13 protein-coding genes are annotated in these 14,071 nt (G+C 61.3%); 3 read left to right on the forward strand and 10 right to left on the reverse strand.

All coding sequences use genetic code 11. From position 1 onward, the window contains the following. Positions 1–26: 26 nt before the first annotated feature. Positions 27–1,397: a cell envelope integrity protein CreD gene (creD, locus tag NWV16_RS26105; protein WP_260521282.1), complete on the reverse strand. Its 1,371-nt coding sequence runs from the start codon at positions 1,395–1,397 to the stop codon at positions 27–29. A gap of 165 nt (positions 1,398–1,562) precedes the next feature. Between creD and NWV16_RS26110 the strand changes: the two genes are divergently transcribed. Next, on the forward strand, positions 1,563–2,573 hold the full coding sequence (locus NWV16_RS26110) for an acyltransferase family protein (protein ID WP_260521283.1): 1,011 nt from the start codon (positions 1,563–1,565) through the stop codon (positions 2,571–2,573). A gap of 4 nt (positions 2,574–2,577) precedes the next feature. Here NWV16_RS26110 and creC read toward each other — a convergent pair whose 3' ends face one another. The 3 genes from creC to NWV16_RS26125 form a co-directional block, all read right to left on the reverse strand. Further along, the gene (gene creC / locus NWV16_RS26115; protein WP_260521284.1) at positions 2,578–3,996 is read right to left on the reverse strand and encodes a two-component system sensor histidine kinase CreC; all 1,419 of its coding nucleotides are present in this window, start codon (positions 3,994–3,996) and stop codon (positions 2,578–2,580) included. Next, positions 3,996–4,676, reverse strand: coding sequence for a two-component system response regulator CreB (gene creB, locus NWV16_RS26120; protein ID WP_260521285.1), 681 nt, complete (start codon positions 4,674–4,676; stop codon positions 3,996–3,998). The genes creC and creB overlap by 1 nt, the downstream gene beginning before the upstream one ends. A gap of 68 nt (positions 4,677–4,744) precedes the next feature. After that, positions 4,745–5,248: an ATP-dependent zinc protease gene (locus tag NWV16_RS26125; RefSeq protein ID WP_260521286.1), complete on the reverse strand. Its 504-nt coding sequence runs from the start codon at positions 5,246–5,248 to the stop codon at positions 4,745–4,747. A gap of 172 nt (positions 5,249–5,420) precedes the next feature. Between NWV16_RS26125 and NWV16_RS26130 the strand changes: the two genes are divergently transcribed. After that, the gene (locus NWV16_RS26130; RefSeq protein WP_260521287.1) at positions 5,421–6,308 is read left to right on the forward strand and encodes an acyltransferase; all 888 of its coding nucleotides are present in this window, start codon (positions 5,421–5,423) and stop codon (positions 6,306–6,308) included. Here the strand turns inward: NWV16_RS26130 and NWV16_RS26135 are convergent, their stop codons facing one another. Further along, positions 6,309–6,860 (reverse strand): DUF2780 domain-containing protein, encoded by a 552-nt coding sequence (locus NWV16_RS26135; RefSeq protein WP_065261891.1) that lies wholly within the window; start codon positions 6,858–6,860, stop codon positions 6,309–6,311. Between the two features lie 318 nt (positions 6,861–7,178). On the opposite strand from NWV16_RS26135, the gene NWV16_RS26140 reads away from it, so the two are divergent. Beyond that, complete coding sequence (locus tag NWV16_RS26140) at positions 7,179–7,565, forward strand: hypothetical protein (protein ID WP_260521288.1); 387 nt, start codon at positions 7,179–7,181, stop codon at positions 7,563–7,565. A gap of 78 nt (positions 7,566–7,643) precedes the next feature. Here NWV16_RS26140 and fdhA read toward each other — a convergent pair whose 3' ends face one another. The 5 genes from fdhA to NWV16_RS26165 all read right to left on the reverse strand — a co-directional run bounded on the left by fdhA (position 7,644) and on the right by NWV16_RS26165 (position 14,062). Continuing rightward, complete coding sequence (gene fdhA / locus NWV16_RS26145) at positions 7,644–8,843, reverse strand: formaldehyde dehydrogenase, glutathione-independent (RefSeq protein ID WP_065261892.1); 1,200 nt, start codon at positions 8,841–8,843, stop codon at positions 7,644–7,646. Between the two features lie 200 nt (positions 8,844–9,043). After that, positions 9,044–9,901: a formyltetrahydrofolate deformylase gene (gene purU / locus NWV16_RS26150; protein ID WP_007959808.1), complete on the reverse strand. Its 858-nt coding sequence runs from the start codon at positions 9,899–9,901 to the stop codon at positions 9,044–9,046. A 54-nt stretch (positions 9,902–9,955) separates the two neighbouring features. Continuing rightward, the gene (locus tag NWV16_RS26155) at positions 9,956–10,588 is read right to left on the reverse strand and encodes a sarcosine oxidase subunit gamma (RefSeq protein ID WP_260521289.1); all 633 of its coding nucleotides are present in this window, start codon (positions 10,586–10,588) and stop codon (positions 9,956–9,958) included. A 130-nt stretch (positions 10,589–10,718) separates the two neighbouring features. Continuing rightward, the gene (locus NWV16_RS26160) at positions 10,719–13,736 is read right to left on the reverse strand and encodes a sarcosine oxidase subunit alpha (protein WP_260521290.1); all 3,018 of its coding nucleotides are present in this window, start codon (positions 13,734–13,736) and stop codon (positions 10,719–10,721) included. Continuing rightward, entirely contained in the window at positions 13,733–14,062 is a 330-nt protein-coding gene (locus NWV16_RS26165) for a sarcosine oxidase subunit delta (RefSeq protein WP_085709160.1), read from the reverse strand. Before NWV16_RS26165 ends, NWV16_RS26160 begins: the two co-directional genes overlap by 4 nt. Positions 14,063–14,071 lie beyond the last annotated feature (9 nt).

Below are 14,071 nucleotides of genomic sequence, written 5' to 3' on the forward strand. Positions count from 1 at the left end.
TTCCTCACGCAACCCTACGAACCGGCTCATTGCACCGCTCCGAGATCGAACTCCAGCGGTCTGGCCGGTTTCTGCCCGACGCCGTACCAGTCCAGGTTACGGGTCAGCACCATGAACACGCCCAGCAGGCCGAACAGCAAAAGCGAGCCCATCAGCAGCGCATAGTCCTCGGCGCTCAGCAAGCCATACAGCAGGCCATACAGCGCCGCCAGCCCTGCCGAAAAACTCAGGCCGTGGCGCACGCTGCGCAGCACGTGGCAGACATAAAAACCGATCAGCAACACACAACCACTGGCCGACAGCAGATACGCCAGGGCAAACCCCAGGTGTTCCGACAACGACAGCAGCAACAGATAGAAGAACGCCAGCGCCACCCCCACCAGCGCGTACTGCACCGGGTGCACCGCCAGGCTTTTCAATATCTCGAACAAAAAGAAACCGGCGAACGTCAGGACGATGAACAACAGCGCATATTTGATCGCCCGGTCACTCTTCAGGTACTGATCCACCGGATCGATGAAACTCACCCCGAAGCTGCGGCTGTTGAACGCCTCGCAGTCGTCTCCCGAAGCGCAACGATTCATGGCCTCTTGCAGGTTGGTAGAGAAGAACGAGGTCTGCCAGTCGGCACTGAAGCCTTGATCGCTGACTTCACGCCTGGCCGGCAGGAAGTTGCCGATGAAGCTTGGGTGCGGCCAGTTGGCTGCCAGGTTCACGCGGCTGGTCTTGCCCACCGGCAGCACCTGCAACGAGCCGGTGCCCTGCAAGCGCAGGTCGAAACCGAAGGCCAGTTCCGTGGTCTTGCTGGTGTCCAGCGCCGGCAGCGTCACTCGCACACCCTCGCCCAGCCAGCCAACCTGAGTGCCGGGCAGGAAGTCCAGACGCTGCGCGCCCAGCTCCAGCTTCAGGGCATTTTCGATCCCGCGAATATCGCTGATGCCGACCGCCAGGAACGGCGCATCGAAGGTGTAATCGGCAAAGTCTTCCTTGATCCCCAACTGTGCCGGCAGCGCGAAGTGCCCGCTGATGCGATTGTCGGCATGGAACAGCCGCGCTTCGTAAATGCCCCGGGCGCGCAGCTCGGTCTGTACCTGGCCGTCGAGCTCAAAACGCTCCGGCAGGAAATACAGACGCCCACGCTCTTCGCCGATTTCCTGGTAACGCTCGCCGCTCTTCTCTTTGGTTTTCCAGGTGCGCACCACTTTGCGATACGGCACCACCATCACCGGCCCGCTGATCTGCTGGCAGTAGCTGGAACTTCTGGCGATCTCGTCGAGGACGCCGTCACGCCGTTGCTGGCGATCATCGATAACGCCATCGATCATCAGCAGCGGGATCAACAGTAACAGGATCAACAGGGCAATGGCCCCGAGCTTGAATGTCAGATTTCGGTTCATCAGAACGCTCCCTTGTTGGAATGGGGCGAGTCTGCAAAGGCTGTATGGGTTTGTGATGGCGGTTTTGTGGGCTTTGTGTGGAAATACCTGTAAAACGCTGTTCCCGTCATTCAATACAGGACCATTGCGAACCGTGCGGGCCGGTTTCGAATAAGGATTATTCAGTTGAGAAACAACTCATTCGACTTGATCAGGCATTTTGCGGCACTGATGGTGCTGGTCAGTCACCACTTCGCGCTTTCAGGTCTGGAAGAGCCCGGCATCGCCGGTTACAACTCATTGGGGGGTATCGCCGTCATCGCCTTCTTCTCGATCTCCGGCCTGCTGATCACCCATAGTTTCCTCAATGCCAGCAGCGTCACCGACTATCTGACCAAGCGTGTCGCGCGGATTTTCCCTGCGCTGATCGCTTGCGCATTCATCATGACGTTTGTGGCGGGCGGGATATTGGCCGACGGCTATGTCACCGGTCCTGCGGCGCTGATCGACTTCCTGCGCATCTCGTTGTTCGGTCGCGCGGCAATCGATGAAATCACCAACGGCTTTATCTTCAGCGAGTCTTTCAATGGCAGTCTGTGGACGCTGAAGATCGAATTCGCCTTTTACCTGCTGGTGGCGGCCGCGTTGAGTCTGTACCGCCGGGCGGCGATGGTCGGTGCAACGCTGGTGGCGTTCTGTATTGCGACCTATGTGCTGGGCAATGGCCCCGCCTCGGCGCTGGCTCAGAAACTGGCGGTGTATGGCTATGCCGGTATCGCCTTTTTCGCCGGGTCGCTCCTGGCTTTCTACAAGCAATACCTGGTCGCCAGACATCGATTGGCAATAACGCTGACGGCCTGCCTCGGCCTGATTGCGCTTGCAACGGGAACGCCGATGGCCGGCGTCGTCGTCACGCTGTGCATTTGCCTGGCGACACTGAGTCTGGGTCTGCTGTATGTCGACGGTACCCTTCGGGGCCGGTTCGATCTGTCTTACGGCATCTATCTGTACGCGTTTCCCGTGCAGCAATTGGTGATCAACAAGACCTCGCTGCCATTCGTGCCGTCCATGATCGTGTCGGCGCTGATCGTGATCGTGCTGGCCGCCGCTTCCTGGATCTGCATTGAACGACCGGCGCTGCAATGGGCGCATCGCAAAAGCAAGGCCCGTCTCAGCGAGACGGCGACCCTGTCCTGAGTGATCACGGCAGGTGCAATCGCACCTGCACGCCACCTTCGAGGTTGTCGATGCGCAGAGAGCCGCCATGCAGCTTGGCCACTTCCTCGACGAAGTTCAGCCCGAGCCCGGTGCTTTTGCGTCCACTCTCGGGGCGCGGCAGCGAGTAGAAGCGCTCGGTCAGGCGCGCCAATGCGTAATCGGGAATCGGCTCGGCCTCATTGAACAGGCGGAACTCGATCTGCTCGCCAATTCGTTCGGCTTCAAATCGCAGCAGCCCCCGTGACGGAGTGAAATCCAGCGCATTCTCCAGCAGATTGCCCAGAGCCTGACGCAACAGAAACGGCTCACCGATCAGCGTCAACTCCGCCGCGACAGTGCACTCGACTCGCAGCTGTTTACTTTCAATGCGCGCAGCCTGCGCGTGCAACACTTCATCCACCAGCGCCGCAAGCGGCACGGCGACACGCTCTTCCAGCGTCTGGCGCTGCTCAACCTGAGCCAGATCGAGCAGCCGCTCGATTAACTGCTGCATGCGCGCACTTTCGCTGTCGATGTTGCCGATGAAACGCCGGCGTTGCGCCAACGGCATTTCGCTTTGCAATAGCTCGGCCGCACCGCGAATCGCCGCCAGCGGACTCTTCAATTCATGGGTCAAGGTGTGGACGTAACGTTCGACGTAAGCCTTGCCTTCAAGCTGGGTACGCATTTGTTCCACGGCGCTTGCCAGTTGTTTCAGCTCGCCACCGCGATAATGCGGTACTTCCACCCGCCGTCCCTCGCTGACCGCCTGGGCATAACCGGTCAAACGGTGCAGCGCGCGGCTCAGCCACCACGACAGCAATGCCCCGAACAACAGGCCCAGCGCAATCAGCCCGGCGCCATAAGCCAGCAACCGGCGCTCGGTCCGGTCGACATAGGGCTGCAATGAACTGTTGGGCTTGGCCACCGTGACCACACCGATGATCCGGCCATCGTCGCGGATCGGCGCGCCGACGTGCATGACCGAAGAGGTCGGATCATCCGGATCGCTGCGACTGGAGCGGGCGCCGTACTCACCACGCAGGGTCAGGTAGACATCGTTCCAGCGCGAGTAATCCTGACCGACCGCCAGACCGCTGGAATCCAGCACCACGATGCCCTTGGCGTCGGTGACGTAAATGCGGTGGTTGACCTGGTTTTTCGGCAGGCCCCAGATCGTCGCTTTCGGCTGGCGCTCGCCGTAGGCCCGGAGCAGCTCGGGCCAGCGATTCTGGCTGAGGGTGCCGGCCTTGAAATCATCCTTGAGGATTTCCGCCATCAGGTTGGCGGTGTCGACCAGGGTTTCTTCGGTGGACTGACGCACGCCGGGACGGATTTCCTCCATCACGGTATTGAGCACGAAATATCCGGTCAGACCGATGAACAGCACATAGACCAGAAAAATTCGCAGCCCGAGCGGCATCAGCTGTGCCCCGGGCTGTAGCTGTAACCGAGGCCGCGATGAGTCTGGATCGGCTCGGCCTCGGCGCGCACCAGACGCAGCTTGGCGCGCACGCTTTTGATATGACTGTCGATGCTGCGCTCGTACCCGGCGTCAGCCGCCACGCCCAGCGCATCGAGCAATTGCTCGCGACTGAATACCCGTTCCGGCTGTTCGAGCAGGCATTGCAGCAGGCGGAATTCATGCCGGGTCAGGCTCAGGGGCTGTCCACGATAGCTGATCTTCACCCGCTCGAGATCGATGCTGAACATCCCCGACCATGCGTCGACCGGCGCACGGGGCGCCATGCGCTTGAGGATCGCCCGAACCCGCGCTGCCACTTCCCGTGGGCTGAACGGCTTGACCACATAGTCGTCGGCACCGATTTCCAGGCCCACCACCCGATCGATTTCAGCATCCCGGGCACTGAGGAACAGCACCGGCACTTCGCTGAACCGACGCAGCTGCTTGCAGGTTTCGAAACCGCTGATATCCGGCAGGCCGATGTCGAGGATGATCAGATCGGCCGGTGTCTGGCGCTGATAGTCCAGCGCTGCCGCGCCGAGGCTCAGCCAGGTCGTGGTGAAGCCCTCGCCCTGCAAGGCAAAAATCAGCGTATCGGCAATCGCCGCTTCGTCTTCGACAATCAGGATATGAGGCATGGCGTCCAAGCCTGTGGAATGAGTGCGCGAACGGTGCCCCAAGCCTGACGTTACGTCAATGAGACCACTTAGCAGTCCGGCTTGTCGGCGGTGAAACGCCGGGCCGGGTTTACCGCTGCGCCAAACTCGCGCAAGGCCTTGGCACCGATCAGCAATGGATAATTGAAATGGCTGCGGTCGGTCAGGTTGACCTCCACGGTACGCTTGACGTTGCCCAGGCACAGCTCCAGATCGACCACGGGACGCTTGGCCACTTCGCTGCTTTCGCCCTCGTCCTCTTCATCCGAGCGACTCTTGATCTTGCTGATCCGCGCGATCTTGTGTTCGTACACCTGGTTACTCGCGTCTTTGGTGGCGAGACGGAAGCGAACCCAGTCTTCGCCGTCACGAGTAAAGGTTTCGATATCCCTGGCCGACAGCGACGCGGTCAGCGCGCCAGTGTCCATTTTCGCCTTGAGCACCTGGCCGCCGATTTCCGGCAGCGCGATGTATTCGTAGCGCCCGTACAGGGTCGGCTCGGCCGCCAGCACCGGCAGGGCGACGAGGGAAAGCAATGCAAGGAGAGATTTCACGTAAAGGGCTTCCTTGGGAAATGGGGGCTCTGAAGCGAGATTTTAGACCGCTGTCCGCCTGATCGTTCCCGCAAGGCTAACGCGCCAAAGGTGAAACATTCGTCACCGCCGATTTGGCCTGTCGCCCGAAGCCACTTATCATGGCGCGCCCATCCGCTTTCAAGAGTTGCTTATGCGCCGCCTGCTCACCGGCTGTCTCGTCACCCTGCTGCTGTTGCTCAACACCCTGGTGCTGTTCGGCCCGTTGATGGTGTTCGCCCTGCTCAAGCTGATCCTGCCGGGACGCTTTCGCGACTACGCCTCGTGGGCGGTGATGTGGATCGCCGAAACCTGGGCGGAAATCGACAAGCTGATTTTCCGTCTGTGCATACCCACGCAATGGGACATCCGTGGTGGCGATGACCTGCGCGGTGACACGTCCTATCTGGTGATCAGCAACCATCAGTCCTGGGTCGATATCCCGGCCCTGATCCAGACCCTCAACCGGCGCACCCCCTTCTTCAAATTCTTCCTCAAAAAGGAATTGATCTGGGTACCGTTCCTGGGCCTGGCCTGGTGGGCGCTGGATTACCCGTTCATGAAGCGCTACACCAAGGCGTTTCTGGCGAAAAACCCGGAGCTGGCCGGCAAGGATCTGGAAATCACCAAAGCGGCGTGCGAGCTGTTCAAGCGTCAGCCGGTGACCGTGGTGAATTATCTGGAAGGCACCCGCTATACCGCCGCCAAAAGCACCCAGCAGCAGTCACCGTTCAATCACCTGCTCAAGCCCAAGGCTGGCGGTGTGGCGTTCGTGCTGGCAGCAATGGGCGAACAGCTGGACGCGATTCTGGATGTGACCGTGGTTTATCCACAGCCGAGGATTCCGGGTTTCTGGGACCTGATCAGCGGCAACGTGCCACGGGTGATCATCGACATCCGCACCCGTGAGCTGGACCCGTCGCTGTGGCAGGGCGACTACGAGAACGATCCGCTGTTTCGCGAGAAAATCCAGAGCTGGGTCAACCAGCTCTGGAACGAGAAGGACCGGCGCATTGCCGAGCTGCGCAACGAGCGCCGCTGATCAGTTGCCGGTGCCCCAGATGCTGCCCAGGCTTTGCAGCAACGAGCCGCCGACACCCTGCTGACCGAGATATTGCAGAAGAATCGGGGCAAACTGGCCAACCATGCTGCTGTCCATGCCCAACGCCCCGAAAGCGTTGTTCAGGTCATTGGTGTCCTTGACGTTGCCCAGGGCATTTTCCAGTCCGGCGGACTTGCCGGACGAACCCAGCAATCCGCTCAGCGCCGCCAGGTTGCCACCGCCGCCGGAGAGTTTGTCGATACCCGGCACCTCCTTGGCCAATTGCGAATAATCCGTGTTGCTGAGCTGGTTTTTCGCCAGTCCCAGCATGGCACTGGTGCCGCCGACCGCTTGCTGCGGCGTGACGTTCAGCGCACTCAACGCACTCAACAGACCGGCGGTTTCCGAAGTCGGCGCAGCAGCGGCGGCCTTGTCTCCGCCCTGCATGCCCGATACCGCACCGGCCACGTCATTCAGACTGAAACCGGCAAACACCGGCCCTGCCGCCAGGGTCAGGAGCGATGCCAGGGCAAAACCGCGTGAAATCTTCATTCAGACATCCTCTTGTGGCGTGAAACCCTTCAGCGACGAAGGGGAAAACTGCCGGTTTGACCGAGTATCGGTCGGCATGTTCCGAGCGCAGCGCATGCATTTTGAACGCGACCACGTACAGAAAAAGTGAAACACAGCAGACCCGCTGATGAACGGCACGGGCGCCATGGCTGCATTCGTCTGTGAAGTGACCGAAACCGACGAGTACAACCGGTCCTTTATTCCAAAACGGGCTTAATGACTGTCAGATCTGACAGTACCTGCCAAAACGACAATCTCTGAACATGAATACTCCAACCCTGTAACGGAGTACGACCCATGCTCAAGTATCTGATTGCCGGTTCAGTCATCGCCCTGACGCTTGGCGGCGCAGCCCACGCGGACTGCCTGGAGGCGACGTCATTCAAAAAAACGGGTGACGGCAAGTTCGAAGCAACGAGCCCCTATGGCGAGGTTGAAGTCGATGTCGATCCCGGCACTGCCAGTGAGAGCGATGTCCGGGCGCTGCCATTCACAGCCGCACGAGCAAAAGAAACGACGACCAACGCGGCCCGCGTCATCTGCCAATATGAAAGCAAGGGGTCGGAAGTCGGCGCCTCACTGGTCTTGAAAAAGGGCTCGCCGATCAGCCTGACCGGAAAAGGCTGGAGTAATGATGATTGCGCGACCCAGGGCGGTGACGTTCAAACGTGCGCTTTCCATTAATCGAAAGCCTCTCTGGCGGCACACGCCAACGCAAAGAAAAAAGGCGACCTGACGGTCGCCCTTTTTCCTGGTTACAACTTACGCCGCACTGAACAACTTGTGCGGATCAATCACAAACTTCTTCGGCACGCCGGCATCGAACTCACCGTAGCCTTCCGGCGCCTGGTCGAGGCTGATGACCTGCACGCCCACCACTTCGGCGATGTTGATGCGGTCCCACATGATGGCCTGCATCAGTTGGCGGTTGTACTTCATCACCGGGGTCTGCCCGGTGTGGAAGCTGTGGGATTTGGCCCAGCCCAGACCAAAGCGGATGCTCAGGCTGCCCGTCTTGGCAGCGGCATCGACAGCGCCCGGATCCTCGGTCACGTACAGCCCCGGAATACCGATCTTGCCGGCGACGCGCACCACCCCCATCAACGAGTTGAGCACCGTGGCCGGGGCTTCGTGCTTGACGCCGTCGTGACCATGGCCGCGGGCTTCGAAGCCCACGCAGTCCACCGCACAATCCACTTCAGGCTCGCCCAGCAATGCGGCGATCTGTTCGTGCAGCGGGGTGTCTTTCGACAGGTCGACGATTTCGAAACCCTGTGCCTTGGCGTGGGCCAGACGGATGGTGTTGACGTCGCCGACGATCACCACCGCCGCGCCGAGCAAACGGGCGGATGCCGCAGCGGCCAGACCGACCGGGCCGGCGCCGGCAATGTAAACGGTGCTGCCCGGACCGACGCCCGCAGTGACGGCGCCGTGGTAGCCGGTCGGCAGGATGTCGGAAAGGCAGGTCAGGTCGCGGATTTTCTCCATGGCCTTGTCGCGGTCCGGCAGTTTCAGCAGGTTGAAGTCGGCGTACGGCACCAGCACGTATTCAGCCTGGCCGCCGGTCCAGTCGCCCATGTCGACGTAACCGTAGGCACCGCCGGCGCGAGCCGGGTTGACGGTCAGGCAGACGCCGGTGTGTTGCTCCTTGCAGGAACGGCAGCGTCCGCAAGCCACGTTGAACGGCACGGACACCAGATCGCCGATTTTCAGGCTTTCGACGTCGCTGCCCTTCTCGATCACTTCACCGGTGATCTCATGCCCCAGTACCAGACCGACCTGGGCGGTGGTACGACCGCGCACCATGTGCTGGTCGGAGCCGCAAATGTTGGTTGAAACCACGCGCAGGATGACACCGTGCTCGATCTTCCTGCCACGCGGATCCTGCATTTTCGGATAGTCGATTTTCTGCACTTCGACCTTGCCAGCGCCGAGATACACCACACCACGATTGCCAGACATGCTTTCACCTCGCTGTTGTTTTTATGGAACCGCGCCGCCCAGGCAGGCAGCGCGTTAAGTGCTCGGGTACAGATGCTGATTCTTGTGTTGCCTGTTATGGCCTCATCGCTGGCAAGCCAGCTCCCACAGTGATCGGGTTGAAATCAAGATTTGTGAACGACACAAAACCCTGTGGGAGCTGGCTTGCCAGCGATGGCAATCTAAAGAACGACCGTACGATTGGCGTTCAAAAACACCCTTCTCTCAATGTGATAACCCACCGCCCGAGCCAGGGTCAGGCCTTCGATGTCGCGGCCCTTGGCAATCAGGTCTTCCGGGTAATGACTGTGATCCACCGCCTCGACGCCCTGGGCGATGATCGGCCCCTCGTCCAGGTCGTTGTTGATGTAGTGCGCCGTGGCGCCCACCAGCTTCACGCCCTTGTTGTAGGCCTGGTGATACGGCTTGGCGCCCTTGAAGCCTGGCAGCAGCGAGTGATGAATATTGATCGCCTTGCCATCGAGCTTGCGGCACAGCTCCGGCGACAGCACCTGCATGTAGCGGGCGAGGATCACCAGTTCGGCGCCGGCCTCCTCGATCACCTGCCACACCTGCCGTTCCTGGGCCGGTTTGTCGTTGGGGTCGAGGGGGAAATGGTAGTAGGGAATCTGGTGCCAGTCGGCCAGTGGCTTGAGGTCCGGGTGGTTGGACACCACCGCCGCCACATCCATCGACAACTGACCGATGCGCTGGCGGTAGAGCAAGTCATTGAGGCAGTGATCGGCCTTGGACACCATGATCACCACTTTCGGCCGGTAATTTGGCGCGGTCAGCTCGAAGATCATGCCGAACGCCTGCCCACGCTCGGCGAGGCCGGCACGGAAGGATTGCTCGTCAAAACCGTCGGGCTGGCGGAATTCCACCCGAATGAAGAAACGGCCCGAGAGCCGGTCGTCGAACGAGTGGTGCTCGGTGACGTAGCAGCCCTGCTCGAACAGAAAACGCGTCACCGCGTCCACGGTGCCGAGCACGCTGGGGCAGTCGGCGGTCAGAATCCATGTATCCGGGGCGCGGCTCATAGCGGGTGACTCCTGAAACATTGGTAGGAGATGCCCTCCCACAAGGGGAAAGTGTCAGGCTTGAACGGCCAGGCCGTATTCGGCGGACGCATCCTGCAACCACAACCACCAGTAATCCGAGAAGCTGCGACGGATCAGCAGCTCCCAGGTGTCTTCGGCGGTGTGGCGAATCATCAGCTGCGACTTGGCGAACACCGTGCCCACGGCCTTGCCGACCGGGAAGTTGTTCGGGTGTACGTCGTAGCTGGTGGATTTCATCAGCACCTGACGCACGTTCGGGCCGCTCAGTTCGAGAATCTGCTGGCCGCCGCTGACGTTGACGATCGCGATGTGCAGGTCGCCCAGCGCTTCACGCAGTTTCTGCTCGGCAGCGAACTCTTCACCGCCCGGCACGATCAGCAGCCATTCGTCCGGGCCCATCCATTGCAGGCTGGTTTCGCCTTTGACGATCACGCTCAAGGCACCCGGCAATTCGATGCCCAGCGCCTTGTGCACACCGGCGGCGAACGCGGCGTCGTGGCCGTCGCCACGCAGGGTCAGATGGCCGAGGAGTTTCTTTTCACGCACGATCACGCCGGCATTCTTGCGGCCCTTGCCGACCAGGCTGGCGAGGTCGGCGTGATGCAGCGACGACTCGGCCTTGGCCCCGGTGGTCGGGCGTTGTTGGTAAACGTTGGCTGCGGTCATAAAGCACCCTTCCTGAATTCGTAATCCCTGTGGGAGCTGGCTTGCCAGCGATGGGAGCGGCGCGTTTTTGCTTGATACACCGCATCGTCGTTCATCGCGGGCAAGCCACGCTCCCACAGGTACTGTGGTGTTAGATGTTCTGGCGATCACCCTTCGGATCGAAGAACACCGAAGAAACGATTTCCGCCTCGATCACGCTGCCATCCGCCAGCGGCGCGAACACCCGCTCGCCCATGCGCTTCAGACCGCCCTTCACCACGCCCAGGGCGAACGAATAGCCGAGGGAGTTGTGCGCGTAGCTGGAGGTCACGTGGCCGACCATGGTCATCGGGATCGCCTGCTTGGTGTTGAACACCAGTTGCGCACCTTCCGGCAGCCATTTGGTCGGATCGATCGGCTTCAGGCCCACCAGTTGTTTGCGCTGGTCACGCACGCAGTCTTCACGGTTCATGCCGCGCTGGCCGATCCACGAGAACGGTTTGGTGCGACCGACACACCAGCCCATGTTCAGGTCGTCCGGGGTCATCGAGCCGTCGGTGTCCTGGCCGACGATGATGAAACCCTTCTCGGCCCGCAGCACGTGCATGGTTTCAGTGCCGTACGGGGTCAGGTTGTACTGCTTGCCGGCTTCGACGATTTTTTCCAGCACGCCCATCGCGTAGTCGGCCTGGACGTTGACTTCGTACGACAGCTCGCCGGTGAACGAGATACGGAACACCCGCGCCGGCACACCGCCGACCAGACCTTCTTTCCAGGTCATGAACGGGAACGCTTCGTTACCCAGATCGATGTCGGTCACGGCGCTGAGCAGCTTGCGGCTGTTCGGGCCGGACAGGGTCATGGTCGCCCAGTGGTCGGTGACGGAGGTGAAGTACACCTTCAGCTCCGGCCATTCGGTCTGGTGATACAGCTCCAGCCATTGCAGTACGCGAGCCGCGCCGCCGGTGGTGGTGGTCATGACGAAATGGTTGTCCGCCAGACACGCCGTCACACCGTCGTCGAAGACCATGCCGTCTTCCTTGCACATCAGACCGTAACGGGCCTTGCCCACGTCGAGCTTGGTCCAGGCGTTGGTGTACACGCGGTTGAGGAATTCGCGAGCGTCCGGGCCCTGGATGTCGATCTTGCCCAGGGTCGAAGCGTCCAGCAGACCGACGCTGTCGCGCACGGCCTTGCACTCGCGCTTGATGGCGGCATGCATGTCTTCGCCGTTTTTCGGGAAGTACCACGGACGTTTCCACTGGCCGACGTCTTCGAACTCGGCGCCGTTTTTCAGGTGCCACTGATGCAGCGCGGTGTAACGCACAGGCTCGAAGATGTGCCCACAATGACGACCCGCCACCGCACCGAACGTCACCGGCGTGTAGTTCGGACGGAACATCGTGGTGCCCATCTGCGGGATGGTCACGTTCAGCGAACGGGCGGCAATCGCCAGGCCGTTGACGTTGCCGAGCTTGCCCTGATCGGTGCCAAAGCCCAGCGCGGTGTAGCGTTTGACGTGCTCGACCGACTCGAAACCTTCGCGCGTTGCCAGCTCGATGGCGGCGGCGGTCACGTCGTTCTGCAGGTCGACGAACTGTTTCGGCGCCCGGGAAGTCCCCTTCTCGTGCGGCACCTGGAACAGCGCCAGCGTCGGTTCTTCGTGGCGGCTCAGGGCTTTCGGCAACACACCTTCCACGGTCTGGAAACCGGCTTCTGCTGCGGCGCGTACGCCACCTTCAAAACCGTCGGCCAGGGAATCGCCTAGACCGTAGACACCGTTGACGCCACCGACGCACACGCGTTTCTGTGGTGCTTCCCCCGGTACAAAACCGAGGATGTCTTCGCGCCAGATCGGTTTGCCGCCGAGGTGCGAAGCCAGGTGCACCACCGGGCTGTAGCCGCCGGAGCTGGCGATCACGTCGCAGTCCAGCCACTCGCCGGGACTGGTCACGGCATGGCCTTTCACATCGATGGCCGCCACCCGGGCAGCGGTCACGCGCTTGCTGCCACGGGCCTCGATCACGGCGCTGCCGGTGAGGATACGAATGCCTTTGGCACGCGCTTCTTCCACCAGCGCACCCCGTGGATTGCTGCGGGCGTCCGCGATGGCCACCACTTGCAGGCTGGCGTCGAGCCAGTCCAGCGCCACGCGGTAGGCGTGATCATTGTTGGTGGTCAGCACCAGCTTTTTACCCGGTGCCACGCCGTAACGGCGCACGTAAGTCGAGACTGCACCGGCCAGCATGTTGCCCGGCACGTCGTTGTTGCCGTAGACCAGCGGACGCTCGTGGGCACCGGTGGCCAGCACCACACGCTTGGCGCGGACGCGGTGGATGCGCTGGCGCACCTGGCCGATCGGCGCGCGGTCGCCGAGGTGATCGGTGAGGCGCTCATGAATGGTCAGGAAGTTGTGGTCGTGGTAACCGTTGACCGTGGCGCGCGGCAACAGCAGCACGTCCGGAGTGTTCTTCAGCTCGGCCACCACACTGGCGACCCACTCCACGGCAGGCTTGCCGTCGAGGCTTTCGCGGGAGTCGAGCAGACTGCCGCCGAACTCTTCCTGTTCATCGGCGACGATCACCCGCGCGCCGCTGCGCGCAGCGGCCAGGGCAGCGGCCAGACCGGCCGGGCCGGCGCCGACGATCAGCACGTCGCAGTGCTGGTTCATGTAGTCGTAGGTGTCCGGATCGACTTCGGTCGGCGAACGGCCCAGACCGGCAGCCTTGCGAATGTACTTCTCGTACGTCATCCAGAACGATTGCGGGTACATGAAGGTTTTGTAGTAGAAACCCGGCGGCATCAGCTTGCCGCCGACCTTGCCGAGAATCCCCATCATGTCGTTGTTGACGCTCGGCCAGCCGTTGGTGCTGGTGGCGACCAGGCCCTGATACAGCGCTTGCTGCGTGGCGCGCACGTTAGGGATCTGGGTGGCTTCGGTGGCACCGATCTGCAGCACGGCGTTCGGTTCTTCGGCACCGGCGGCGAAGATGCCGCGAGGACGCGAATACTTGAAGCTGCGGCCGATGATATCAACGCCGTTGGCGATCAGCGCCGAGGCCAGCGAGTCACCCTCGAAGCCTTTGTAGCTCTGACCGTTGAAGGTGAAGCTCAGCACTTTGTTGCGGTCGATCCGTCCACCGTTGGACAGGCGATTGGTCTGGCTCATACCTTCTCTCCCAGCGCCGGCGTGGCTGTTTTCGCAGGGTCAGCCTTGTCGGTGAATTGCGGCTTGGTGCCGATCTTGTAGGTTTCGAGAATCTCGTAGGTCACGGTGTCGCGGGTGACGTTGAAGTACTGGCGGCAACCGGCGACGTGATCCCACAACTCGTGATGCAGACCGCGCGGGTTGTCGCGGAAGAACATGTAGTCGCCCCACTCCTCGTCGGTACAGCTGTTCGGATCCAGCGGGCGCGGGATGTGCGCCTGGCCGGAGGCGTGGAATTCCTCTTCGGAGCGCAGTTCGCCGCAGTGAGGACAGAAGATATGCAACATGGGAAATTT

Source organism: Pseudomonas sp. BW7P1 (assembly GCF_024981055.1).
GTDB lineage: Bacteria > Pseudomonadota > Gammaproteobacteria > Pseudomonadales > Pseudomonadaceae > Aquipseudomonas > Aquipseudomonas bananamidigenes.

Bases quoted from the DNA above. Each gene is read 5' to 3' on its own strand.
- NWV16_RS26130 (WP_260521287.1), top strand. From the start codon at position 5,421: ATGCGCCGCCTGCTCACCGGCTGTCTCGTCACCCTGCTGCTGTTGCTC.
- fdhA (WP_065261892.1), bottom strand. From the start codon at position 8,843: ATGTCTGGCAATCGTGGTGTGGTGTATCTCGGCGCTGGCAAGGTCGAA.
- NWV16_RS26135 (WP_065261891.1), bottom strand. From the start codon at position 6,860: ATGAAGATTTCACGCGGTTTTGCCCTGGCATCGCTCCTGACCCTGGCG.
- NWV16_RS26140 (WP_260521288.1), top strand. From the start codon at position 7,179: ATGCTCAAGTATCTGATTGCCGGTTCAGTCATCGCCCTGACGCTTGGC.
- creC (WP_260521284.1), bottom strand. From the start codon at position 3,996: ATGCCGCTCGGGCTGCGAATTTTTCTGGTCTATGTGCTGTTCATCGGT.
- NWV16_RS26165 (WP_085709160.1), bottom strand. From the start codon at position 14,062: ATGTTGCATATCTTCTGTCCTCACTGCGGCGAACTGCGCTCCGAAGAG.
- creD (WP_260521282.1), bottom strand. From the start codon at position 1,397: ATGAACCGAAATCTGACATTCAAGCTCGGGGCCATTGCCCTGTTGATC.
- purU (WP_007959808.1), bottom strand. From the start codon at position 9,901: ATGAGCCGCGCCCCGGATACATGGATTCTGACCGCCGACTGCCCCAGC.
- NWV16_RS26160 (WP_260521290.1), bottom strand. From the start codon at position 13,736: ATGAGCCAGACCAATCGCCTGTCCAACGGTGGACGGATCGACCGCAAC.
- creB (WP_260521285.1), bottom strand. From the start codon at position 4,676: ATGCCTCATATCCTGATTGTCGAAGACGAAGCGGCGATTGCCGATACG.
- NWV16_RS26155 (WP_260521289.1), bottom strand. From the start codon at position 10,588: ATGACCGCAGCCAACGTTTACCAACAACGCCCGACCACCGGGGCCAAG.